Annotated in this window: 20 protein-coding genes; 11 read left to right on the plus strand and 9 right to left on the minus strand. The window is 70.4% G+C overall.

The window, feature by feature from the left end; translation table 11 throughout:
- The first annotated feature begins 76 nt into the window (after positions 1 to 76).
- Positions 77 to 2569, plus strand: a complete 2493-nt coding sequence (locus tag ABT254_RS10150) for an alpha-L-arabinofuranosidase family protein (protein WP_351466373.1) — start codon at positions 77 to 79, stop codon at positions 2567 to 2569.
- Here ABT254_RS10150 and ABT254_RS10155 read toward each other — a convergent pair.
- Positions 2556 to 2996: a carboxymuconolactone decarboxylase family protein gene (locus tag ABT254_RS10155; protein WP_351466376.1), complete on the minus strand. Its 441-nt coding sequence runs from the start codon at positions 2994 to 2996 to the stop codon at positions 2556 to 2558. The two genes, ABT254_RS10150 and ABT254_RS10155, sit on opposite strands and share 14 nt — an antisense overlap.
- 368 nt (positions 2997 to 3364) lie before the next feature.
- Here ABT254_RS10155 and ABT254_RS10160 point away from each other — a divergent pair, with 368 nt between their 5' ends.
- The 8 genes from ABT254_RS10160 to ABT254_RS10195 are packed head-to-tail and all read left to right on the plus strand — an operon-like array spanning position 3365 to position 12200.
- A complete protein-coding gene (locus ABT254_RS10160; protein WP_351466379.1) occupies positions 3365 to 5959 on the plus strand; it encodes a YfhO family protein in 2595 nt (864 codons plus the stop codon).
- Positions 5960 to 5981: 22 nt separating this feature from the next.
- The gene (locus tag ABT254_RS10165) at positions 5982 to 6932 is read left to right on the plus strand and encodes a glycosyltransferase family 2 protein (RefSeq protein ID WP_351466381.1); all 951 of its coding nucleotides are present in this window, start codon (positions 5982 to 5984) and stop codon (positions 6930 to 6932) included.
- Positions 6932 to 7330 carry a GtrA family protein gene (locus tag ABT254_RS10170; protein WP_351466383.1) on the plus strand — a complete coding sequence of 133 codons (399 nt, stop codon included), beginning with the start codon at positions 6932 to 6934 and terminating at the stop codon, positions 7328 to 7330. The genes ABT254_RS10165 and ABT254_RS10170 overlap by 1 nt, the downstream gene beginning before the upstream one ends.
- A gap of 45 nt (positions 7331 to 7375) precedes the next feature.
- Entirely contained in the window at positions 7376 to 8404 is a 1029-nt protein-coding gene (gene argC, locus ABT254_RS10175) for an N-acetyl-gamma-glutamyl-phosphate reductase (RefSeq protein ID WP_351466386.1), read from the plus strand.
- Positions 8401 to 9552, plus strand: a complete 1152-nt coding sequence (gene argJ, locus ABT254_RS10180; RefSeq protein ID WP_351466388.1) for a bifunctional glutamate N-acetyltransferase/amino-acid acetyltransferase ArgJ — start codon at positions 8401 to 8403, stop codon at positions 9550 to 9552. Before argC ends, argJ begins: the two co-directional genes overlap by 4 nt.
- A complete protein-coding gene (gene argB, locus ABT254_RS10185; protein ID WP_351466391.1) occupies positions 9549 to 10463 on the plus strand; it encodes an acetylglutamate kinase in 915 nt (304 codons plus the stop codon). Before argJ ends, argB begins: the two co-directional genes overlap by 4 nt.
- Complete coding sequence (locus ABT254_RS10190; RefSeq protein ID WP_351466393.1) at positions 10460 to 11653, plus strand: acetylornithine transaminase; 1194 nt, start codon at positions 10460 to 10462, stop codon at positions 11651 to 11653. The genes argB and ABT254_RS10190 overlap by 4 nt, the downstream gene beginning before the upstream one ends.
- Before the next feature lie 7 nt (positions 11654 to 11660).
- Complete coding sequence (locus tag ABT254_RS10195) at positions 11661 to 12200, plus strand: arginine repressor (protein ID WP_351466396.1); 540 nt, start codon at positions 11661 to 11663, stop codon at positions 12198 to 12200.
- 110 nt (positions 12201 to 12310) lie between these two features.
- Here the strand turns inward: ABT254_RS10195 and ABT254_RS10200 are convergent, their stop codons facing one another.
- From ABT254_RS10200 to ABT254_RS10220, 5 genes are all read right to left on the minus strand, one after another.
- On the minus strand, positions 12311 to 13051 hold the full coding sequence (locus ABT254_RS10200) for an FAD:protein FMN transferase (RefSeq protein WP_450753317.1): 741 nt from the start codon (positions 13049 to 13051) through the stop codon (positions 12311 to 12313).
- Positions 13052 to 13106: 55 nt separating this feature from the next.
- Positions 13107 to 13925 carry an FMN-binding protein gene (locus ABT254_RS10205; protein ID WP_351466402.1) on the minus strand — a complete coding sequence of 273 codons (819 nt, stop codon included), beginning with the start codon at positions 13923 to 13925 and terminating at the stop codon, positions 13107 to 13109.
- A gap of 30 nt (positions 13926 to 13955) precedes the next feature.
- Positions 13956 to 15338, minus strand: coding sequence for a ferredoxin reductase family protein (locus ABT254_RS10210; protein WP_351466405.1), 1383 nt, complete (start codon positions 15336 to 15338; stop codon positions 13956 to 13958).
- Positions 15339 to 15413: 75 nt separating this feature from the next.
- On the minus strand, positions 15414 to 15857 hold the full coding sequence (locus ABT254_RS10215; RefSeq protein ID WP_351466408.1) for an FMN-binding protein: 444 nt from the start codon (positions 15855 to 15857) through the stop codon (positions 15414 to 15416).
- Positions 15858 to 15867: 10 nt separating this feature from the next.
- The gene (locus tag ABT254_RS10220; protein ID WP_351466411.1) at positions 15868 to 17220 is read right to left on the minus strand and encodes a ferredoxin reductase family protein; all 1353 of its coding nucleotides are present in this window, start codon (positions 17218 to 17220) and stop codon (positions 15868 to 15870) included.
- A 150-nt stretch (positions 17221 to 17370) separates the two neighbouring features.
- Here ABT254_RS10220 and ABT254_RS10225 point away from each other — a divergent pair, with 150 nt between their 5' ends.
- Together ABT254_RS10225 and ABT254_RS10230 are read left to right on the plus strand one after the other, a co-directional pair.
- Positions 17371 to 18111, plus strand: a complete 741-nt coding sequence (locus ABT254_RS10225) for a response regulator transcription factor (RefSeq protein WP_351466414.1) — start codon at positions 17371 to 17373, stop codon at positions 18109 to 18111.
- Entirely contained in the window at positions 18108 to 19568 is a 1461-nt protein-coding gene (locus ABT254_RS10230) for a sensor histidine kinase (protein WP_351466417.1), read from the plus strand. The genes ABT254_RS10225 and ABT254_RS10230 overlap by 4 nt, the downstream gene beginning before the upstream one ends.
- On the opposite strand, the gene ABT254_RS10235 is transcribed toward ABT254_RS10230, so the two are convergent.
- The 3 genes from ABT254_RS10235 to ABT254_RS10245 all read right to left on the minus strand — a co-directional run bounded on the left by ABT254_RS10235 (position 19555) and on the right by ABT254_RS10245 (position 21855).
- Positions 19555 to 20265 (minus strand): L,D-transpeptidase family protein, encoded by a 711-nt coding sequence (locus ABT254_RS10235; RefSeq protein WP_351466420.1) that lies wholly within the window; start codon positions 20263 to 20265, stop codon positions 19555 to 19557. The genes ABT254_RS10230 and ABT254_RS10235 overlap by 14 nt on opposite strands.
- 3 nt (positions 20266 to 20268) lie before the next feature.
- Entirely contained in the window at positions 20269 to 20856 is a 588-nt protein-coding gene (locus ABT254_RS10240) for a pyridoxamine 5'-phosphate oxidase family protein (protein WP_351466422.1), read from the minus strand.
- A 126-nt stretch (positions 20857 to 20982) separates the two neighbouring features.
- Positions 20983 to 21855, minus strand: coding sequence for a hypothetical protein (locus tag ABT254_RS10245; RefSeq protein WP_351466425.1), 873 nt, complete (start codon positions 21853 to 21855; stop codon positions 20983 to 20985).
- Positions 21856 to 21941: the final 86 nt, after the last annotated feature.

The following is a 21941-nucleotide window of genomic DNA, read 5'->3' on the forward strand; positions in this document are numbered from 1 at the left end:
TTCGAAGTGCTGACCGCTGTCTGATATTTCGAACGATGCGAGTCCCCGCACCCATCCCCAGAGCCGCGGAGTATCCATGTCACGCACCACCCGCAACCGGCTGAGACTCGGCCTAGGAGCAAGCGCTTTCCTCCTGGCTGCCGGGCTCGTTCCGGCCCCCGCCCACGCCGACGAGGTCACCGACTACTCGATCACCGTGGACCCCGCCACCAAGGGCGCGAAGATCGACCGCACGATGTACGGCGTCTTCTTCGAGGACATCAACCGCGCCGCCGACGGCGGCCTGTACGCCGAGCTCGTGCAGAACCGGTCCTTCGAGTACTCCACCGACGACAACACCTCGTACACGCCCCTGACCGCCTGGACGGCCGACGGCACGGCGAAGGTCGTGAACGACGACGGCCGGCTGAACGCCCGCAACCGCAACTACCTCTTGCTGGGCGCCGGTTCGTCCGTCACGAACTCCGGCTACAACACCGGCATCCGGGTCGAGGACGGAAAGACGTACGACTTCTCGGTGTGGGCGCGCGCGGACACCGGCACGACGCTGACCGTGTCCCTGCGGGACGCCGGCGGCACGCTCGCGGCCGCCCGTCAGGTGGCCGTGAAGAAGAACGGCTGGGCGCGGTACGGGGCCACCTTCACCGCGACCCGTACCAGCTCGGGCGGCCGCCTCACCGTCGCCTCCTCCGCCGCGGCCGCGCTCGACATGGTCTCCCTGTTCCCGCGCGACACCTACAGGCACGAGCCGAACGGCCTGCGCAAGGACCTCGCCGAGAAGATCGCCGCCCTGCACCCGGGCTTCGTCCGCTTCCCGGGCGGCTGCCTGGTCAACACCGGCTCCATGCAGGACTACAGCGAGGCCTCCGGCTGGCAGCGCAAGCGCTCGTACCAGTGGAAGGACACCATCGGCCCGGTCGAGACGCGCGCGACGAACTCCAACTTCTGGGGCTACAACCAGAGTTACGGCCTCGGTTACTACGAGTACTTCCGCCTCGCCGAGGACATCGGCGCCATGCCGCTGCCCGTGGTCCCGGCCCTGGTGACCGGCTGCGGCCAGAACAAGGCCGTCGACGACGACGCGCTGCTGCGGCGGCACATCCAGGACACCCTCGACCTCATCGAGTTCGCCAACGGCCCCGTGACCTCCACCTGGGGCAGGAAGCGTGCCCGGATGGGCCACCCCAAGCCCTTCCACCTCACGCACATCGAGGTCGGCAACGAGGAGAACCTCCCCGACGAGTTCTTCGCCCGCTTCAAGCAGTTCCGCGCCGCCGTCCAGGCGAAGTACCCATCCGTGCAGGTGATCTCCAACGCCGGCCCGGACGACTCCGGCACGACCTTCGACACGGCCTGGAAGCTCAACAAGGACGCCAGGGTCGACATGGTGGACGAGCACTACTACAACAGCCCGCAGTGGTTCCTGCAGAACAACGACCGCTACGACTCCTACGACCGCGGCGGGCCCAAGGTCTTCCTCGGCGAGTACGCCTCCGGCGGCAACGCCTTCAGGAACGGGCTCGCCGAGGCCGCGTACGTGACCGGCCTGGAGCGCAACGCCGACGTCGTCAAACTCGCCTCGTACGCCCCGCTGTTCGCGAACGAGGACTACGTCCAGTGGCGTCCGGACATGGTGTGGTTCAACAACCACGCCTCCTGGGGCTCGGCCGACTACGAGGTCCAGAAGCTGTTCATGAACAACGTCGGTGACCGCGTGGTTCCTTCGACCGCCACCGCCACCGCCACGCCGTCGCTGCTCGCCCCCATCAGCGGCGCGGTCGGCCTCTCGACCTGGGCCACCAGCGCCGCCTACGACGACGTGAAGGTGACCGACGCCGACGGGAAGACGCTGCTCGGCGACGACTTCTCCGGTGACGCCTCGAAGTGGACGCACACCGGCGGCGGCAGCTGGAGCCTCCAGGACGGGCAGTACGTGCAGACGGACACCGCCGCGGAGAACACCATGGTCTCCGCAGGCGACCCCTCCTGGCACGACTACGACCTGCACGTGAAGGCCACCAAGAGGTCCGGCAGGGAGGGCTTCCTCGTCGCCTTCGGCGTCAAGGACACCGGCACCTACTACTGGTGGAACCTCGGCGGCTGGGGCAACACCCAGTCCGCCGTCGAGCAGGCCGTGGACGGTGGCAAGTCGACGCTGATCGCCAAACCGGGGTCGGTCGAGACGGGCCGTGCCTACGACATCGACGTCAAGGTGCGCGGCCGTCAGGTGACGCTGTACCTCGACGGCCAGGAGTGGGGCAGCTTCGAGGACGACAAGCCGGCCGAGCCGTTCCGCCAGGTCGTCACCAAGGACGCGAAGAGCGGTGACCTGATCGTCAAGGTGGTCAACGCCCAGGCGTCCGCGGCCCGTACGGCGATCGACCTCGGTGGCGCGAAGGTCGCGTCCAGGGCCCGGGTGACCACGCTCGCCGCCGCGCCCGACGCGGTGAACACCGAGTCGTCCACGGCGGTCGCGCCCGTGACATCCACCTTCGAGGGGGTCGCCGACAGGTTCTCCTACACCTTCCCGGCGAACTCGATCACCTTCCTGCGGATCAGGCAGAGGTAGCCGGGCTCTCCTGCGCGGGCTGCTGTCCGAGCGGCAGCAGCCCGCGCTCGGTGAACACCTTCTTCGCCACGAAGGTGGCGTTGAGCGCCCTCGGCATGCCGCAGTACACCGCCGAGTGGGTCAGGGCCTCGATGATCTGCTCGGGGGTGAGGCCCACGTTCAGGGCCGCGTTGATGTGCACATCGAGCTGGGCCTCGCAGCCGCCGAGCGCGGTGAGCATGCCCAGGGTGACCAACTGGCGGTCGCGCGGGGCGAGTTCCGGGCGGTCGTAGATCTCGCCGAAGGCCCAGGCGACGACCTGGTGGCCGAGTTCGGGGTTGATGTCGGCGAGGGAGTCGACGACCCGCTGGCCGGCCTCGCCGTCGACCCTCTTCAGGACCTCCAGGCCGTGGGCGAAGCGGTCTTCACGGGTGGTGCTCTCGCTCATTTCGGTCTTCCGATCCCGACTGCTCGCCGAGCAGTCGTTCGATGGGGTCCCCGCGCCCTTCAGGCGTGGGGGAGGTCGATCTCGACGCGGTTCCGCGCGCCCCTGTGGGGTGCGGACCGAACCGCCCGTGACGAGAACCGTATGGGCTGGAGTGCGCTCCAAGGCAAGGCCGACCCTCAAGGCCGCACTCGCCGAACTTAACCATCAAATAACAAGCCGGGAGGCTTTTGTTTCCCGGCTGTTCACCATTCCATAAATACCCGCTCGTATTCGGAATTGGTTTCACCACTTTTGGTGGACGGCACAACCGAACGGAAACACCGTCCGTCTAAGTCGTCGAATCGATGACCTGCGGGGAGAAACAAGGAATGGATCGCTCGACCGTGTCCACAGCCGTTTCGAGCGGTCATTTCTCACCGAAGAAGGCCGCGGCACTGCTCGCGGCCGTCATCTCCACCGCCGTGTTCTGCGCCGCCGACGCCGTGGCCGGCAGCTATCCCTTCGGCCCCCGCACCCGCAGTGTCAACGACCTCGGCAACCAGTACGTGCCCTTCCACACGCACCTGTGGGACCTGCTGCACGGCCGGGCCGACGGCGGCCTCTTCGTCAACTGGCAGTCCGGCTTCGGCGCCGGCTTCCTGCCCGACCTGGGCACCTACCTCAGCAGCCCGTTCGCCCTGCTCGTCGGCCTGTTCCCAAGGGACCGGATCGACCTCGCGGTGTACGTGATCACCGTGCTGAAGATCGCCTCCGCGGGCGCGGCCATGGCCTGGCTCCTGCTGAGTCTGCGCCCCGGTCGCTGGTGGGGCGCCGGGCTGCTGGGGGCCTCGTACGCCCTGTGCGGCTGGAGCGTGGCGGTCGGCGACTACAACCCGATGTGGCTCGACGGCCTCGTCGCCCTGCCGCTGCTGTGCCTGGTCGGCGAGTGGACCCTGAGGCGCCGGCGTCCGCTGCTCGCCGTGCTGATCGTGGCCCTCGCGTGGATCGCCAACTTCTACACCGCGTACATGGCCACCCTCTGCGCCGGCCTGGTGCTGCTGCTCCGGCTGTGGCTGTGCGACCTCTCCCGCCGGCAGCGACTGGCGGCGGCGGGTCGGGCCGCCGCCACGGTCGCACTCGGCGTGGGCCTGGCCGCACCGCTGGTGACCGTCGTGTACTTCGGCACCAAGCACGCCTACCCGGGCCGCACGGTGCAGTTCGCGCCCGTGGGCACCCAGGACCTGCTGGCCCGGCTGCTGCCCACGACGTACAGCTTCGGCAGTCCCGCCCTCTACGTGGGCATGACGGCGCTGCTGCTCGCCCTCGCGCTGCCCTTCCACCGGGCGGTTCCGGGGCGGGTGCGCAGCGGTTGGACGCTGCTCGTCCTCGCGGTCGCGCTGTCGTTGCAGTGGGGGCCGACCCATCTGGTCTGGCACGCCTTCGCCACCCCCCAGGGCAGCCCCTACCGGCAGGCCTTCGTGCTGTGCGCGCTGGTGGTGACGGCCGCCTGGCACGCCTTGTCGTACGGCCTTCCCGACCGGCGCGCGCTGGGGGCCGCGGGAGCGCTGCTCGCCCTGATCACCGCCGTGGCGAGCCGGAGCCACCTGGTGAAGCCGGTGGCCTGGCCGATCCTGGTGCTCGCCCTCATCGGTGCGGCCGGCGGGCTGCTGCTCCTGCGCCGCGCCGACGGGCGGGGCCGTACCGCCCTGGCCGCGCTCGCCCTGGTGCTGCTGTTCGGCGGGCAGTTCGGAGAGACGGCCGCCACCGCCGCCGTCGCCACCCGGGTCCGCTTCGGTCACATGGACGACTACGCGCCCTGGGGGGCCCGCCAGGAGACCCAGGCGGAGGCCATCGCGCGGGCCGACGGCTGGCCGCGGTACCGCACCGAGCCGGGCCGGGAGCAGACCGTCGCCAACGACCCGATGACGGTCGGCGGCCAGGGCGCCCAGTACTACAGCAGCCTCACCGCCGACGTCCTCACCCGCACCCTCACCGCCCTCGGCGACGGCTGGACCTCGCGGGGCCGCAATCTGCAGAGCCTCGACAACCTCGTCACCGACGCGATCTTCTCCGTCGGAGCGCGGGTGCACTCGCCGATCGACCCGCACCAGGCCTACCTGCCGCAGCTCGGCGGCCCGTTGTCGGTGTCCCGGCAGGACGTGCCGCCTCTGGTGACCGTGCGCAGCAGGCCCGACCGGGCGGCCTTCGGCTCCTCGCCGTATCGCAACCAGGAGCTGCTGCTCGGCGCCCGCGTCTACACCGTGCCCCGGACCGCCGTCCACGACGACGACGGAAAGCCGCTGCGGGAGAAGGACTGGGTCGGTTACGGGACGGCCCTCACCCACCCGACGATCACGGCCGCATGTCCGGCCGGCAGCCGGGTCTACCTGTGGGCCCCGCGTTACTCCGGCACCGCGAGCCTCGCAGGTCACACCGTGCTCTTCCGCTCCCAGTACCCGCGCAACCGCGCCGCCATGGCGCCGCTGGGCACGGCCCCGGCCTCCGGCCGGCTGCGCATCGCACTGACCCCCGACCGCCCGGGCCGTATCCCGCGGGGCGCCGTCGGCTGCCTGGACACCGCCCGGCTGCACAAGGCCGTCGAAGACCTCAAGGCCACCGGAGCCACCCATGTCACCGTCTCCGACGCCACCGTCCGGGCCGACCTCCCCGCGGGCAGCAGGGGACTCGCGGTCGTCGCGGCTCCCCGCATCGCGGGCTGGCGCTGCGCCGCGGGCGACGGCACCGCCGTACCGGCCAAGGAGTACCACGGCCTGATCGCCGTCCCCCTCGACGGCACCTCGACCAGCGTCACCTGCCAGTTCCATCCGCCCGGCCTGCGGCTCGGCACGGCCGTCGGGGGCGTCTCGCTGCTGACCCTCGTCCTGCTCGGCGCCGTCAGCGCCGTACGCCGACGACGTTCCACCACGCCCACCCCACCGACCACCCACACCCGCCCGCGCGAGCCCATGACGGGCGTTCTCTGACCGTGTCCCCAGGGGAAAAACCATGCTCATATCGATCGTCGCACCCTGCTACAACGAGGAAGACGTCATCGAACGCTTCCACGACCAGGTCCAGAAGGTCGCGGAGGAGCTCCTTCCGCTCGGTCACGACATGGAGTTCGTGTACGTCGACGACGGCAGCCGCGACCGCACGCTCGCCGCGCTGGAGCGGCTGGCCGACCGGGACGCGCGCGTGCGCTATGTCTCCTTCAGCCGCAACTTCGGCAAGGAGGCCGCCCTCCTGGCCGGCCTGCGCCACGCCTCGGGCGACTCCGTGATCGTCATGGACGCGGACCTCCAGCATCCGCCGGAACTGATCAAACGCATGGTCGACCTGCGCAAGGAGGGCTACGACCAGGTCATCGCCAAGCGCACCAGGACCGGTGACCGGATGACCCGCACCGTCACCGCCCGCCTCTACTACCGGCTCATCAACCGCCTCGTCGACGTGGAACTCGTCGACGGCGTCGGCGACTTCCGGCTGATGTCCCGCCGCGTGGTGGACGCGGTCCTCGAGCTCACCGAGTACAACCGCTTCTCCAAGGGCCTGTTCGCCTGGGTCGGCTTCCCCAGCACCACCTTCGAGTACGAGAACGCCCTGCGTGAGGCCGGCCGCAGCTCCTGGAGCCTGCGCAGCCTGCTCAACTACGGCATCGACGGACTCCTCTCCTTCAACAACAGGCCCCTGCGCCTCGCCCTCTATCTGGGCATGGGCCTGCTGCTGTGCGCCCTCGCCTATACCGCGTGGATCGTGGGCGCGGCGCTCGTCAACGGCGTACAGACGCCCGGCTATGTCACGATCATCACCGCGGTCACGGGTGTCGCCGGAGTGCAGATGATCATGCTCGGGGTCATCGGGGAGTACACCGGCCGTATCTACTACGAGGTCAAACGGCGCCCGCACTTCCTGGTGAAGGCGAGCAATGTGGACCGGGCGAAGGACCTCATTCCCTGATGCGCAGCGCACTTGTCTCGAGGCAGATGATCACCTTCGCCGTGATCGGTGTCGTCAACACAGGCACGTATTACGCTGCCTATCTGCTCCTCCTCGCCCGTTTGCCCTACCTCCTCGCGCATATCCTCGCGACCGCACTCAGTCTGACCGGTTCATTCTTCCTCAATGCGCGATTCACCTACCGGACCCGTCCGACCCTGCGGAAATTCATGCTGTTCCCGCTGACGAACGCCGCGAATTTCCTCAGCACGACGGCGGGCGTCTATGTCCTCGTCGACCTTCTGCACTTGAGCAGCCGCTTCGCCCCGCTGCTCGCGTCCCTGGCGGCCATCCCGGTGACCTTCCTGGTCTCCCGCCGGATCATGCTCCCGAAGGCGGACCCGGCCCCGATTGCATAAACGTGCATCGATACGTATAGTCATGCCATCCAGGAGGAGGATGACATGGCGGTACGTGCGGCAGTGGCCGGAGCGAGCGGATACGCGGGCGGAGAGCTCCTGCGTCTGCTCCTGGCGCACCCGGAGATCGAGATCGGGGCCCTGACCGGCAACTCCAACGCGGGCCAACGGCTCGGCGCGCTGCAGCCGCATCTGCTGCCGCTGGCCGACCGGATACTCCAGGAGACCACCCCCGAGGTCCTCGCCGGGCACGACGTGGTGTTCCTCGCCCTGCCCCACGGCCAGTCCGCCGCCGTCGCCGAACAGCTCGGCCCGGACGTGCTCGTCGTCGACATGGGCGCCGACTTCCGGCTCGAGGACGCGGCCGACTGGGAGAGGTTCTACGGCTCCGCGCACGCCGGGACCTGGCCGTACGGCCTCCCCGAACTGCCGGGTGGCCGCGCCGCGCTGGAGGGGTCCAAGCGCATCGCGGTACCCGGCTGCTACCCCACGGCCGCCACCCTGGCGCTCTTCCCGGCCTACGCCGCCTCCCTCGCCGAGAACGAGGCCGTGATCGTCGCCGCCTCCGGCACCTCCGGCGCGGGCAAGGCGCCCAAGCCGCATCTGCTGGGCAGCGAGGTCATGGGCTCCATGTCGCCCTACGGCGTCGGCGGCGGCCACCGGCACACCCCCGAGATGATCCAGAACCTCAGCGCGGCGGCCGGGGAGCGGGTCTCCGTCTCCTTCACCCCGACCCTCGCGCCGATGCCCCGCGGCATCCTCGCCACGTGCAGCGCGAAGGCCAAGCCGGGCGTGACCGCCGAGTCCGTGCGCGCCGCGTACGAGAAGGCCTTCGCCGACGAGCCCTTCGTCCACCTCCTGCCCGAGGGCCAGTGGCCCGCGACGGCGTCCGTCTACGGTTCCAACGCCGTTCAGGTGCAGGTCGCATACGACGAGGCGGCAGGCCGCATCATCGCGATCAGTGCCATCGACAACCTGACCAAGGGCACCGCGGGCGGTGCCGTCCAGAGCATGAACCTCGCCCTCGGACTCGACGAGTCCACGGGGCTTTCCACGATCGGAGTCGCACCGTGAGCGTCACGGCAGCCAAGGGATTCCAGGCTGCGGGCATCGCCGCCGGAATCAAGGAGAACGGCAACCCGGACCTGGCCCTCGTGGTCAACAACGGTCCGCGCCGCGCCGCCGCCGGTGTCTTCACCTCCAACCGTGTGAAGGCCGCGCCGGTGCTGTGGTCCGAGCAGGTCCTCAAGGGCGGCCAGGTCTCCGCGGTCGTCCTCAACTCCGGTGGCGCCAACGCCTGTACGGGTCCCAAGGGCTTCCAGGACACGCACGCCACCGCCGAGAAGGCCGCCGAGGTCCTCGGCCGGGGCGCCATCGAGGTCGCGGTCTGCTCGACCGGCCTCATCGGTGTGCTGCTCCCGATGGACAAGCTGCTCCCGGGAGTCGAGACGGCCGCCGCCCAACTCTCCGAGCACGGCGGCGAGAAGGCCGCCATCGCCATCAAGACCACCGACACCGTCCACAAGACGTCCGTCGTGACCAAGGACGGCTGGACCGTGGGCGGCATGGCGAAGGGCGCCGGCATGCTCGCGCCCGGCCTCGCCACCATGCTCGTCGTCCTCACCACCGACGCGGCCCTCGACAGTGACGTACTGGACAAGGCGCTCCGGGCGGCGACGCGCACGACCTTCGACCGCGTGGACTCCGACGGCTGCATGTCGACCAACGACACCGTGCTGCTGCTCGCCTCGGGTTCCTCCGAAGTCACCCCGCAATACGAGGAGTTCGCGGAGGCCGTACGCCAGGTCTGCGACGACCTCGGCCAGCAGCTGATCCGGGACGCCGAGGGCGCCAGCAAGGACATCAAGGTCGAGGTGATCAACGCGGCGAGCGAGGACGACGCCGTCGAGGTGGGCCGCTCCATCGCCCGCAACAACCTCCTCAAGTGCGCGATCCACGGCGAGGACCCCAACTGGGGCCGTGTGCTCTCCGCGATCGGCACGACGAAGGCCGCCTTCGAGCCCGACCGGCTCAACGTCGCCATCAACGGCGTCTGGGTGTGCAAGAACGGCGGCGTCGGCGAGGACCGCGAGAAGGTCGACATGCGCTACCGCGAGGTGCACATCGTCGCCGACCTCGCCGCCGGGTCCGAGACCGCCACGATCTGGACCAACGACCTCACCGCCGACTACGTCCACGAGAACAGCGCCTATTCGTCATGAGCACCACTCGTAAGCACACCGCGCTCCCCAAGGCCCAGATCCTCATCGAGGCGCTGCCCTGGCTGGTCAAGCACAACGGCAAGACGGTCGTCATCAAGTTCGGCGGCAACGCCATGATCGACGAGGACCTGAAGGCCGCCTTCGCGCAGGACGTCGTCTTCCTGCACCACGCCGGTCTCAAGCCGGTCGTCGTGCACGGCGGCGGCCCGCAGATCAGCGCCGCCCTCGACCAGGCGGGCATCGTCAGCGAGTTCAAGGCCGGCCTGCGCGTCACCACCGAGGACGCCATGGACGTCGTACGGATGGTGCTCGCCGGACAGGTCCAGCGCGAGCTGGTCGGGCTGCTCAACCAGCACGGCCCGCTGGCCATCGGCCTCACCGGCGAGGACGCGCACACCATCACCGCCACCAAGCACCAGCCCGAGATCGACGGCGAACTGGTCGACATCGGGCGGGTGGGCGAGATCACCGCGATCGACACGGGCGCGATCGAGGCACTGCTCGCCGACGGCCGCATCCCGGTCGTCTCGTCGATCGCCCGCAGCCAGGACGACGGACATGTCTACAACGTCAATGCTGATACGGCGGCTGCGGCACTCGCTGCTGCTCTGGGAGCGGAGACTCTCATGGTCCTCACGGACGTCGAGGGTCTCTATGAGGACTGGCCGAACAGCGACGAGGTGATCAGCCGCCTCACCGCTTCCCAGCTGGAGAAGCTGCTGCCGGAGCTGAGCTCCGGCATGGTGCCGAAGATGGAGGGCTGTCTGCACGCCGTGCGCAACGGTGTCACCACCGCCCGCGTCATCGACGGCCGGGTCCAGCACTCGATCCTGCTGGAGATCTTCACCGACGAGGGCATCGGCACGATGGTCGTGCCCGACGAGAATCCGCACGTACAGGGGGAGTCGTGAGCAACCAGGAACTGACCGCGCGATGGCAGGGCGCGCTCATGAACAACTACGGCACCCCGCTGCTGCCCCTGGTGCGCGGCGAGGGCGCCAAGGTGTGGGACGCCGATGGCAAGCAGTACGTCGACTTCGTCGGCGGCATCGCGGTCAACGCGCTCGGCCACGCCCACCCGGCGATCGTCGAGGCCGTCAGCACGCAGATCGCGTCCCTGGGCCACATCTCCAACTTCTTCATGTCCGAGCCGACCGTGACCCTTGCCGAGCGGCTGCTGCAGCTGTTCGGGCGGGACGGCAGGGTCTTCTTCTGCAACTCGGGCGCCGAGGCCAACGAGGCCGCCTTCAAGATCGGCCGGCTGACCGGGCGGACCCACACCGTCGCCACCGAGGGCGCCTTCCACGGCCGCACCATGGGCGCCCTCGCGATGACCGGCCAGCAGGGCAAGCGGGAGCCGTTCCTGCCGCTGCCGGGTGACGTCACGCATGTGCCGTACGGCGACGCGCAGGCGCTGGCGGCCGCGGTCACCGAGGAGACCGCGCTGGTGATCCTGGAGCCGATCCAGGGCGAGATCGGCGTCGTCGTACCGCCCGCCGGCTATCTCAAGGCCGCCCGTGCGATCACCGCCGCGACCGGTGCGCTGCTGGTCCTGGACGAGGTGCAGACCGGAGTCGGTCGTACCGGCCACTGGTTCGAGTACCAGGCCCACGAGGGCGTCCTGCCGGACGTCGTCACGCTCGCCAAGGGCCTCGGCGGCGGACTGCCGCTCGGCGCGACCGTCGCCTTCGGGCGGGCCGCGGAGCTGCTGCAGCCCGGGCACCACGGCACGACCTTCGGCGGCAACCCGGTCGCCTGCGCCGCCGGGCTCGCCGTCCTGGACACGATCGCGAACGAGGGCTTGCTGGAGAACGTCAAGCAGCAGAGCGAGAAGTTGCGGGACGGAATCGAGTCATTGGGCCACCCGTTGATCGCCCATGTCCGGGGCGCGGGCCTCCTCCTGGGTATCGTGCTCACCGAGCCGCTCGCGCCCCAGGCGCGCCAGGCGGCTCAGGAGGCCGGATTCCTGGTGAACGCACCCGCCCCCGACGTCGTACGGCTGATGCCGCCGCTGACGCTCGGCGACGACGAGGTGGACGCGTTCCTCCAGGCGCTCCCCGGCATCCTGGACCAGGCCAACGGGGACGGATCCGGAGAATGAGACGACGATGAGTCACGCGCAGGACGACGCACAGCACGCCGGGCCTGCCGTGCCGCAGACCCGCACCGCACGCCACCGCCGGATCGTGGACATCCTCAACCGGCAACCGGTGCGCTCGCAGAGCCAGTTGGCGAAGCTGTTGGCCGACGACGGCTTGAATGTCACGCAGGCGACGTTGAGCCGGGACCTGGACGAGCTCAACGCGGTGAAGATCCGCAACAACGACGGCGACCTGATCTATGCGGTGCCGAGCGAGGGGGGTTTCCGGACCCCCCGGGCGCCGCTGGGGGAGTCGGCGAAGGAAGAGCGGATGCGGCGGTTGTCGCAGGAGCTGCTGATCTCTGCGGAGGCGTCCGCGAATCTTGTGGTGCTGCGGACGCCGCCGGGGGCCGCGCAGTTCCTGGCCTCGGCGATCGACCAGGCCGAACTGCACGACATTCTCGGCACGATTGCCGGTGACGATACGTTGTTGCTGATCAGCCGGGATCCCAGTGGGGGAAGTGCGCTGGCCGAGCACTTGTTGAGGTTGGCTCAGAACGGCCACTGAAGAGGGACTTGCGGTCGTTCGCCGAGTGCGGGTCGTGGGGGCTGGTCGCGCCCGCGCGGCGGTAGCCGCACATTCAACACAGCCCCGCGCCCCTGAAAGGGGCGCTCCGGTCAGCCCAGGCGAGCAGCGAGGCCTCCTGTGCATCTCACCTCGTCGCCCGCCGTGATCAGCAGGGCCTCCACGTCCGGGAGGGACTCCAGCCAGCGCAGGCCCTGGTTGGAGCCCATGGCGAAGGCCGCCGTGGCCCAGCAGTCCGCCCAGGTCAGCTTGGGGGCCACCACGGTCACCGCCACCAGGTCGGTGACCGCGGAGCGGCCCGTGCGGGGGTCGACGATGTGGGCGCCGCGCTCGGCGGTGCCGGAGGTGGCCACCGCCAGTTCGTCCGTGCCGGCCGCGGAGACGACCGCCGCGAGCCCGCCCGGGCGCAGCGGGTCCGCCACCCCGACCCGCCAGGGCCGGTGCGGTTCGGGCATGCCGAGCAGCTGGACGTCCCCGCCGCCGTTCATGCTCACGCCGCTCACGCCGGGGGTGGCCGCCAGCAGCCGGGCCGCGCGCTCGGCGGCCCAGCCCTTGACGATGCCGGTCGGATCCAGCCGCCCCTCGTAGCGCATGCTGAACCAGCCGTCGCTCACCCGCTCCGCCTCGGCGCCCAGTGCGAGCACCTCGGCGACCTCGGGGGCGCACTGCTCCACGGTCAGCTCACCGCGCGCGAGCCGGGAGACCTGGCTGTCGTCGCGGTACGTGCTGAACACCTCGTTCACCCGGTGCAGTCCGGCGATCGCCTCCTCCAGCGCCGCCTGCACCGCACCGGGCTCCCCGCCGCGGACGTCGAAGGAGAAGACGGTCCCCATGACCTCCTCCGCATGACGCACCGCGGCGGGAGCTTCTGCCGACTCGGCCACCGACTCAGCCACCGGCCTGGTCCAGCGCCGACTGCAGCGACTGCATATAACCGCTGCTCGTGTAGGTGGCACCCGACACCGCGTCGATCTTCGCGCTGCCGGCCGCCACCGCCTCCTGGTTGAGCTTGGGAATGGCCATCGCCGTCTTCTGGTCGCTGAGCCCGCCCTTGGGCGCCTGCACCGCGTCGGCCTTGGTGATCTTGCCGTTGCTGACGGTGATACGGACCTGGACCGGCCCGTACTGGGTCTGCGCGACACTGCCGGTGACGGTCTTGGCCTGGGTGCCCGCGGAGCCCGAGCCCTGGGAGCTGCCGGACGCGGAACCGCCGCCGCCGCTCTGCGAGGAACCGGCGCCCTGCGAGGAACCGGCGCTCGCCTTCATCTTGTCGATCGCCGACTGCAGCGACTGCTTGTAGCCGTTGCTCGTGTACGTCGCCCCGGAGACCGAGTCGATCTGCGCGCTCTGCGCGGCGACCGTCTCCTTGGTCAGCTTCGGTATGGACAGCGCGGTCTTCTGGTCGCTGGTGCCGCCCTTGGGCGCCTGGATCGCCTCGGCCTTGGTGATCTTTCCGTTGCTGACGGTCAGCCGGACCTGGACGTTGCCGTACTGGGTCTGGGCCACACTGCCGTCGACCGTGCCGCTCCCGGCGCCCGCGGTGCCGCCCTGGGGCGACTCCTGCGCGGCCGCGGTCTGCTGCGGGGCCGCACCGGCCGCCTGGGCGTTCGGGTCGGACGCCGGTTTCAGCGACAGCAGCAGTACGACGCCCGACACGGTGGCGGCGGTGGCCAGCACGACACGCCGGATGGGGTGACTCTTCTTCATCGCTTTCCCAGACTCCTGAAGTCCCGTCGCTCACATCTCGAACGACTCGTGATGGATGCGGCGGGCGGGCACTCCCGCACCGCGCAGTGCTTCGTACACGGTCTGCGCGAACCCGGCGGGGCCGCACATGAAGACGTCGTGCTGTTCGATGTCCGGCAGCTTCTGCCGCAGCCGCTCCGCCGAGATGTCCGGGCGCTCCCCGTCCGGGCTGTTGACTGCGTACATCAGCCGGGCGCCGCGGTCGTCGGCGATGGCGGCGAGTTCGTCCCAAAGGGCCAGGTCCTGCGTGGTGTTGGCCCGGTACAGGAGCGTGATGTCGCCGGAGGCGCCGGGCAGCGTCTCGAACAGCGCCCGCATCGGCGTGATGCCTACGCCGCCGGCCACCAGCAGCACCTTGCCGCGGCTGCGCCGCTGGGCGGTCATCGCGCCGTAGGGGCCCTCGGCCCACACCTTGGTGCCGGGCGTCAGCTCGCGCAGCCGGGCGCTGTGGTCACCGATCGCCTTGACGGTGATCCGCAGCATGTCCGGCCGGGGGGCCGCCGACAGCGAGTACGGGTGGGAGGAGAACCGCATGCCCGGTGCGAGGAACCGCCACCGGAAGAACTGCCCGGCCTCCGCGCCCATCCGGTGCAGCTTCCGCCCGCCGATCAGCACCGACACGATGCCCGGAGTCTCCTCGATGACCGCCTCGACGCGCATGCGGTGCCGCAGGTTCAGCCGGATCGGCGTGAGGATGCGGTACCAGACGACCAGCGCGGTCACCGACCCGTACAGCACGTACCAGAAGGTCTTCGCGGTCGGCTCGACGGCGAAGTCGTTGCCGGTGGTGATCTGGTGCCAGAACGTCAGGAACACGGCGCCGTACGTCAGCAGGTGGACGTGGTACCAGGTGTCGTACGGGATCCTGCGCCGCACCGGGCCGATCGACGTCAGCCCGATGACCACGAACAGGCCGGTGCCGATGGCCGCCTTGCCCATGTCCGGCAGCTGGTTGATGGAGTCGATCGTCTGCTGGACGATGTCGCCGAGCGATTTGCCCGCCTGCAGCGCATAGCCCCACATGATGAGGAAGACGTGCGCGAAGACCAGGCAGAGCGTGTAGCGGCCGCTCATCGCGTGCCAGCGCGCCACCCGGTCGGAGCCGACGCGCCGTTCGAGAGCCGGCACGCGGGCCATCTGGAGCACCACGAGCGCCATCAGATAACCGGCCAGCAGACCGGTGATCCGGCCCGCGTTGAGGATCTTGCCGTTCTGGTCGGCGATGGACGGCGTGTTGTGCCACCACAGCCACAGCACACCGACCGCGCCCGCCCATACGGCGAGCAGCAGGACGGTCGCCGGGGAGCGGCGCGGGCGGATGCGGCGCATCGTCTGGCGGCGGGCGGCGCGGCCGCCTGCGAGCGTGGTGGTCACTGTTCCTCCGGGGCGGGGGCAAGGGGGCTGTCGTGGTCCCTTGGCCCAGAGATACGTGCCGCGACGCCGGTGTGTTCAGCCGCGTGCCGAGTCCAGTGCGGACTGGAGTGACTGGCGGTAACCGTCACTTGTGTAGGTGGCTCCGGAGACGGTGTCGATGTCCGCGCTCTGGGCCTGCAACGCCTCGCTCCTGAGCCGGGGGAGGGCGAAGCTGTTGATCTCCTGGTCCCTCGGGTTCTCCGTCGGGTAGGTGACGGCGGTCACCTCGGTGAGCCTGCCGTTCTTGACGGTGATGCGGACCTGGACGGGGCCCCAGCGGGTCTGGACCGTGTCGCCGGTGACGGTCTTCGTTCCGGTCGTCGCGGCGGCACTGGAACTGCCGGAGGGCGCGGGCACCGCCAGGGCGGCCGCCGGGGTCGAGTGCGGCTTCAGGGACAGCAGCAGCACCATCCCGGAGACGGTGGCTGCGCTCGCCAGCACGATCCGGCGCAGCGGGCGGTTCTTCTTCAACGCGTGCACTTCGCCTGCCTCACAGCTCGAACGACTCGTGGTGGATACGGCGGTCCGGCACCCCCGCGGTGCGCAGCGCCTCGTACAGTTCGCGGGCGAAGCCGTGCGGGCCGCAGATGTAGACGTCATGGCCCACGAGGTCGGGGAAGGAGGCGCGCAGGGACTGGGCGCTGAGGCTGGGGCGCCGCCCGTCCGGTCCGTTGAGCGCGTACAGCACCTTGGCCCCGCGCCAGCGGGCGATGGCCTCCAACTCCCCGCCCAGGGCGAGGTCTTCGGCCGTGCGCGCCCGGTACAGAAGGGTGACCTCGCCGGGCAGCGTCTCGAACAGCGCCCGCAGCGGTGTGATACCGACGCCGCCCGCGATCAGCAGGGACTTCTGCGCGGTCTGCCGGTCCTGGGTCAGCGACCCGTAGGGGCCCTCCGCCCACACCCGGGTGCCCGGGCGCAGCAGCGCGACCGCCGCGCTGTGGTCGCCCAGCGCCTTGACCGTGATCCGCATCAGGTCCTGACGGGGTGTCGCCGACAGGGAGTACGGCGTCGACGTCCAGCCCATGCCCTCGCCGAGGAACCGCCAGCGGAAGAACTGCCCGGCCCGCACGCCCAGTTCGTCCAGCCGCTCACCCCGTACGACGACGGAGTACACCCCCGGCGCCTCCTTGTGCACCGACTCCACCCGCAGCCGGTGCCGCAGATTGAGCCGCAGCGCTACCAGGACCCGGAACCACAGCACCAGGGCCGCGACACCGAGATACAGCACGTACCAGGCGGCCGTCGCCGCGGTGTGACCGTTGAACTCGTTGCCCAGGGTCAGCTGGTGGAAGAAGGCCAGGAACACGGCCAGGTACGTGAGCAGGTGGACGTAGTACCAGAACTCGTAGGAGAGCCGACGGCGGGCGGCGCGTGCCGAGGTGATGCCGACCGCGAACAGGATGACTGTGCCGAAGGTGGCTTTGAGCATGTCCGGGTAGTCCAGGACGACGGTGAGTGTCTCGTGCCACACCGGGGCGCCGTCCTGGGCGGCGTACCCGAGGAGGATCAGCACGATGTGCGCGAGAAGCAGGCACACCGTGTAGCGGCCGGCCATCGCATGCCAGCGCGCCACCCGGTCCGAGCCGATCCGCCGCTCCAGCAGCGGCACCCGCGCCATCAGACCGACCAGCACGGCGCAGGCGTAGCCGCACAGCAGCCCCGCGATCCGCCCGGCCCCGGTCAGCCAGCCGGCCGTCCCCACCACCGAGCCGGTGTCCGTCCACCACAGGGCGACCACGGCGGCCGCCCCGGCCCACAGCAGGGCTAGCACGGGGCCCGCGGGGGAGCGCCGCGCGGCCGGCGCCACGGCCGGTGCCGTCCGCCGCTCGTACACGGTGGTCATGTGTGCGTCCTTTCGCCTGTGTCCGGACGCAACTGTGCCGCCGCAACCTCTCAGCACCCTCTGAACCGGCACTCTCCGAGCCCACTCAGAGGAAACTCAGAGCCTCGGCGGCCGCCGACCGCCCCACCGAGGGGTGATCCTGGTAGAGCCATGAACACCACCCGCTCCGGCCGCCCCGCCCTCACCCGCCCCGACGGCACTCCCCTGCGCGTCCTCGTCGTCGACGACGACCCGGATCTCGCGGAGGTGCTCTCGGGCGCCCTGCGCTACGAGGGCTGGCAGGTCCGCTCGGCCGGAGACGGAGCCACCGCACTGGCCGAGGCGCGGGAGCTGATGCCGGACGCCGTGGTGCTGGACGTGATGCTGCCCGACACCGACGGCTTCGCCGTGCTGCGCTCCCTGCACACCGTGAAACCCGATGTGTGCGTCCTCTTCCTCACCGCGCGGGACGCGGTCGAGGACCGCATCGCCGGTATCACGGCGGGCGGTGACGACTACGTCACCAAACCCTTCAGCCTGGAGGAGGTCGTCGCCCGCCTCCGCGGCCTGCTGCGCCGCGCCGGCATGGCACGCCAGCTGGACGAGGGCCCGCGACTGACGGTGGGCGACCTGGTGATGGACGAGGAGGCCCGTGAGGTGACACGGGCGGGCGAGCTGGTCGAGCTGTCACCCACCGAGTTCGAGCTGCTCCGCTTCCTGATGCGCAACCCGCGCCGCGTGCTCAGCAAGGCACAGATCCTCGACCGCGTCTGGTCCTACGACTTCGGCGGCCGCGCCCATGTCGTCGAGCTGTACATCTCCTACCTGCGCAAGAAGGTGGACGCGGGCCGCGAGCCGATGATCCACACCGTGCGGGGGGCCGGGTACGTGCTCAAGCCGGTGACGCCATGAGGCTGCGGTGGCGGAGCCTGCCCCGGCCACGCACGCTCCGGGCCCGGCTCACCGTCGGCCTGGTGGTGCTGCTCGCGGTCAGCTGCGCGGCGGTGGGCCTCGCCGCCGTGATCGAGCTGAACGGCTTCCTCACCAGCCGCCTCGACGAGCAGCTCGGCCAGGTCGGACCCCGGTTCGCCGCCAGCCTGGAACACGGGGGCAAGCTCCCCGACGACCACGACGGCGACGAACACGGCGACGACCGCAGACAGGCCGCCGGCACCTTCGGCGCCCGCCTGGTCGACGGTACGGCCACCAACGCCGCGGTCATCCGGACCGGCGGAGTCGTCGATGTCACGCTGACGGCCGGGGACACCAGGCAGCTCGCGGCGGTCCCCGTGGACGGCAAGGGCCACAGCGTCCGGCTCTTCGCCCTGCACGGCTACCGGGTGACCGCGTCCAGGGGCCTCGACGGCGACGTCCTGATCACCGGGCTGCCCCTGGAGCCCGTGGAAGCCACCGTCCACCGCCTCGAACTGGTCGCCGGCATCGTCTTCGGCGCCGCCCTCACCCTCACCGGCGTCGCGGGCGCGCTGTGGGTGCGCTGGTCCCTGCGGCCGCTGAGCCGGGTCGCCGCGACCGCCACCCGGGTCAGCGAACTCCCCCTTGCAAGCGGCGAAGTGGCCCTGCCGCCGCGCGCCCCCGAGTCGGACCCGCGCAGCGAGGTGGGCCGGGTCGCCGGCGCCTTCAACCGCATGCTCGGCCATGTCGAGGACGCCCTGACCAAACGGCACGCGAGCGAGGAGCGGCTGCGCAGCTTCGCCGCCGACGCCAGCCACGAACTGCGCACCCCGGTCGCCTCCGTCCGCGGCCACGCGGAGCTGGCCCTCCTGCACCCCGGCCCGGTGCCGCCGGAGATCACCCGGGCCCTCGAACGCATCGCCGCCGAGTCGGGCCGTATGGGCGCGATGGTGGACGACCTGCTGCTCCTGGCCCGCCTGGACGCGGGCCGCCCCCTCGAACGCGTTCCCGTCGACCTCACCCGCCTGGTCCTGGACGCCGTGTCCGACGCCCGCGCCGCCGGCCCCGACCACCGCTGGACCCTGGAACTCCCCGAGGAACCGGTCACGGTCACCGGCGACGAGCACCGTCTGCACCAGGTACTGGCCAACCTGCTGGCCAACGCGCGGCTGCACACCCCGGTCGGCACCAAGGTGACGGCGTCACTGGAGACCGACGGCGCCTCGGCCGTCCTCAAGGTCCACGACGACGGCCCCGGCGTCCCCGAGGACATCCAGCCGGGCGTCTTCGAACGCTTCACCCGCGCCGAACACCGCCGCCGCAAGAACGCCCCGGGCGGGGGCGCCGGGCTGGGTCTGTCGATCGTGGCAGCGGTGGCCGAGGCACACGGCGGGAGTGTCGGCCTGGAGAGCACAGCGGGCTCGACCACCTTCTCCGTACGGCTCAGTACCGCGTGATCGCCGTACTCCCGCTCGCCGTTCCGACGGCGATGTGCGGCCCCTTCCCGGGAACCGCCCACCTGAGAATCGCCCGCATCGCGGACCTGGGCACGGACACACAACCCGCGGTGGCCCCCCGCCCGTTGACATGCAGGAAGATGCCGGCGCCCCGCCCCCGTACGCGCTGGTGGTAGTTGAACCCGATGACGAACGCATAGGCGTACTGAGTCGTGTACGAGGCAAGGTGCTCGGACTCGGACGCGCGGCAGTCGGCCGGACGCGGATCGGTCCAACGGTTGTAGGACGCCGAGGCGATGTCCTCGCACCACCATGAACTCTGCTTCACCGCACGGTACTTGGATCGGGCCCCGCGCGGCGCGGCCTCGATCCCGAAGGCGTACGGCAGGTCGTACAGCCCGGTCGGAGTCGTGTTCGTGTTCTGCCTGCGCGACGCCCCCTCCACAAGCCCTTTCGCCCCGAACCGCGCGGACGCCGAACCGGCCTTCACCCAGCGGCCGTCCCGCAGGTCCCACCAGGTGACCTTGCCGGTCGTCGAGCGCGTACTCGGGGCCACGGCGGTGATCAGCTGCGTACCGCCGCCCGTGTCGGCCATCCGGGCGGGAAGGGGCGCACCGGAGGCCGAGGCGGCCGGCACGGCGGCGAGGACCAGGAGCGAGGCGCACACCAGAGCGCCGGCGGCGAGAGCTGATCGCATGGCTCAGACCGTAGACGGGGGGAGCGGCAACGGCAGCCCGGGTAGGCCATCCAGGCTCGTGGCGATGTGCTCCTTCTTGGCGAAGTACGCGCCGAGCGAGGCGTCGTCCTCCCGTGCGAAGCGCTTGCTGTGCAGGTCGCGGTCCTCGTCGTAGGTCATGAAGGGCACGGCGTAACCGCAGGTGTCCCGGACGAGTTCGGCCGTCACGACGATGACCGCCCGCAGGCCGTGCGGGGTCGGGTCGATGTCCGGGAAATGGGCGAGCAGTTCCTTGAAGCGCGGGTCGTCGCGGAAGACTGGCTCTCCGCGGCCGTGCACCCGCACGATGTTCGGCGGGCCCTGGAAGGCGCACCACATCAGGGTGATGCGCCCGTTCTCCCGCAGATGCGCGATCGTCTCCGCGTTGGATCCCGCGAAGTCCAGATAGGCCACGGTGAGTTCGTCGATCACCGCGAAGGAGCCCTTGAGGCCCTTGGGGGAGAGGTTGATCGTGCCGTCGCCGGAGAGGGGCGCGGTCGCGGTGAAGAAGAGGGGCTGCGCCTCGATGAAGGAGCGCAGCCTGCCGTCTATGCGTTCATAAGTCTTTCCCACGCCTCAAGATTATGAACGCAAACCTTTCGACTGTCTAAAGGAATTACGGGCTCCGCTTGCAGGCCATCGGCCGTGGCCACCCCGGCCGGCGCTGCATCGGGGCGGCCACAGCGCCTGTCACGCCCGTTACTTGGTGAGCGTGCAGGCGGCCAGGGAGTCCAGGCCGGTCGGCTTGGCGGAGGTGCGGCCGATGGCGATCGCGATGCGGTCGATGGTCGACTTCCGCTTGTCGGTCAGCGGGCCGAGGATCGCGTTCTGCACGAAGTTCGGGCCGCCCTGGCCGACCGTGCTCTGCAGTCGGTTGTTGGCCTCCTGGATCTGCGTCTGCAGCAGGGTGAGGTTGCGGGTGACCTCGTTCTGCGCGGAGGCGGGGATCGCCGGGAGCTTGGAGGCGACGTCCGGGCAGGTGATGGTCCCGGCGGCGGAGGCGCCGGAGCCGGCCGCCTGCCCGCCCGCCGCGGTGTTCGCGGCGGCACCGGAGCCGGCGTTCCCCTTGTTGGCGTTGCCCTTGCCCTTGCCGGCGTTGCCGGTGTTACCGGCGTTCGCACCGGCGGCGTTGAGGGTGCACGGCGCCAGCGCGTCCAGACCGGTCGGCTTGGCCGCCGTACGCCCGATGGCCGTGGCGATGCGGTTGATCGTGGCCACCCGCTTGTCCTTCAGGGGCCCCAGGATGGCGTTGTTCACGAAGTTCGGGCCGCCCTGGCCGACCGTGCTCTGCAACCGGTTGTTGGCCTCCTGGATCTGCGTCTGCAGCAGGGTGAGGTTGCGGGTGACCTCGGCCTGCGCGGAGGCGGGGATCGCCGGGAGCTTCGAGGCGACGTCCTGGCAGGTGATGGTGCCGGGGGACGCGGCCAGGGTCCGGGCGTTGTTCCCGCTGCTCTTGGACGGCGTCCCGGCGAGGGCGGAACCGGCGATCACCGCTCCGGACAGCGCCACCGCGGCAGCGCCGCCGATGATCGCGACGCGACGCTTGTTGTACTTCGGAAGAGCCCTGGACATGCGGATGCCTCACTTGGGTCAGGAGTGGGTTTACAGACGCGGCGCCGGCGTTCGGGGTGAAGTACGGGTAAGCGGTTTCGTTTGTT

The sequence above is a fragment of the Streptomyces sp. NPDC001137 genome (assembly GCF_040298885.1).
In the GTDB taxonomy this organism is placed as follows: domain Bacteria; phylum Actinomycetota; class Actinomycetes; order Streptomycetales; family Streptomycetaceae; genus Streptomyces.

What these genes read in the sequence shown, in the direction of transcription:
- ABT254_RS10220 (WP_351466411.1), bottom strand. Translation starts at nt 17,220, where the DNA reads ATGACCACCGTGTACGAGCGGCGGACGGCACCGGCCGTGGCGCCGGCC.
- ABT254_RS10195 (WP_351466396.1), top strand. Translation starts at nt 11,661, where the DNA reads ATGAGTCACGCGCAGGACGACGCACAGCACGCCGGGCCTGCCGTGCCG.
- ABT254_RS10230 (WP_351466417.1), top strand. Translation starts at nt 18,108, where the DNA reads ATGAGGCTGCGGTGGCGGAGCCTGCCCCGGCCACGCACGCTCCGGGCC.
- argC (WP_351466386.1), top strand. Translation starts at nt 7,376, where the DNA reads ATGGCGGTACGTGCGGCAGTGGCCGGAGCGAGCGGATACGCGGGCGGA.
- ABT254_RS10235 (WP_351466420.1), bottom strand. Translation starts at nt 20,265, where the DNA reads ATGCGATCAGCTCTCGCCGCCGGCGCTCTGGTGTGCGCCTCGCTCCTG.
- ABT254_RS10225 (WP_351466414.1), top strand. Translation starts at nt 17,371, where the DNA reads ATGAACACCACCCGCTCCGGCCGCCCCGCCCTCACCCGCCCCGACGGC.
- ABT254_RS10150 (WP_351466373.1), top strand. Translation starts at nt 77, where the DNA reads ATGTCACGCACCACCCGCAACCGGCTGAGACTCGGCCTAGGAGCAAGC.
- ABT254_RS10200 (WP_450753317.1), bottom strand. Translation starts at nt 13,051, where the DNA reads ATGGGGACCGTCTTCTCCTTCGACGTCCGCGGCGGGGAGCCCGGTGCG.
- ABT254_RS10160 (WP_351466379.1), top strand. Translation starts at nt 3,365, where the DNA reads ATGGATCGCTCGACCGTGTCCACAGCCGTTTCGAGCGGTCATTTCTCA.
- ABT254_RS10245 (WP_351466425.1), bottom strand. Translation starts at nt 21,855, where the DNA reads ATGTCCAGGGCTCTTCCGAAGTACAACAAGCGTCGCGTCGCGATCATC.
- ABT254_RS10165 (WP_351466381.1), top strand. Translation starts at nt 5,982, where the DNA reads ATGCTCATATCGATCGTCGCACCCTGCTACAACGAGGAAGACGTCATC.
- ABT254_RS10155 (WP_351466376.1), bottom strand. Translation starts at nt 2,996, where the DNA reads ATGAGCGAGAGCACCACCCGTGAAGACCGCTTCGCCCACGGCCTGGAG.
- ABT254_RS10170 (WP_351466383.1), top strand. Translation starts at nt 6,932, where the DNA reads ATGCGCAGCGCACTTGTCTCGAGGCAGATGATCACCTTCGCCGTGATC.
- ABT254_RS10205 (WP_351466402.1), bottom strand. Translation starts at nt 13,925, where the DNA reads ATGAAGAAGAGTCACCCCATCCGGCGTGTCGTGCTGGCCACCGCCGCC.
- argB (WP_351466391.1), top strand. Translation starts at nt 9,549, where the DNA reads ATGAGCACCACTCGTAAGCACACCGCGCTCCCCAAGGCCCAGATCCTC.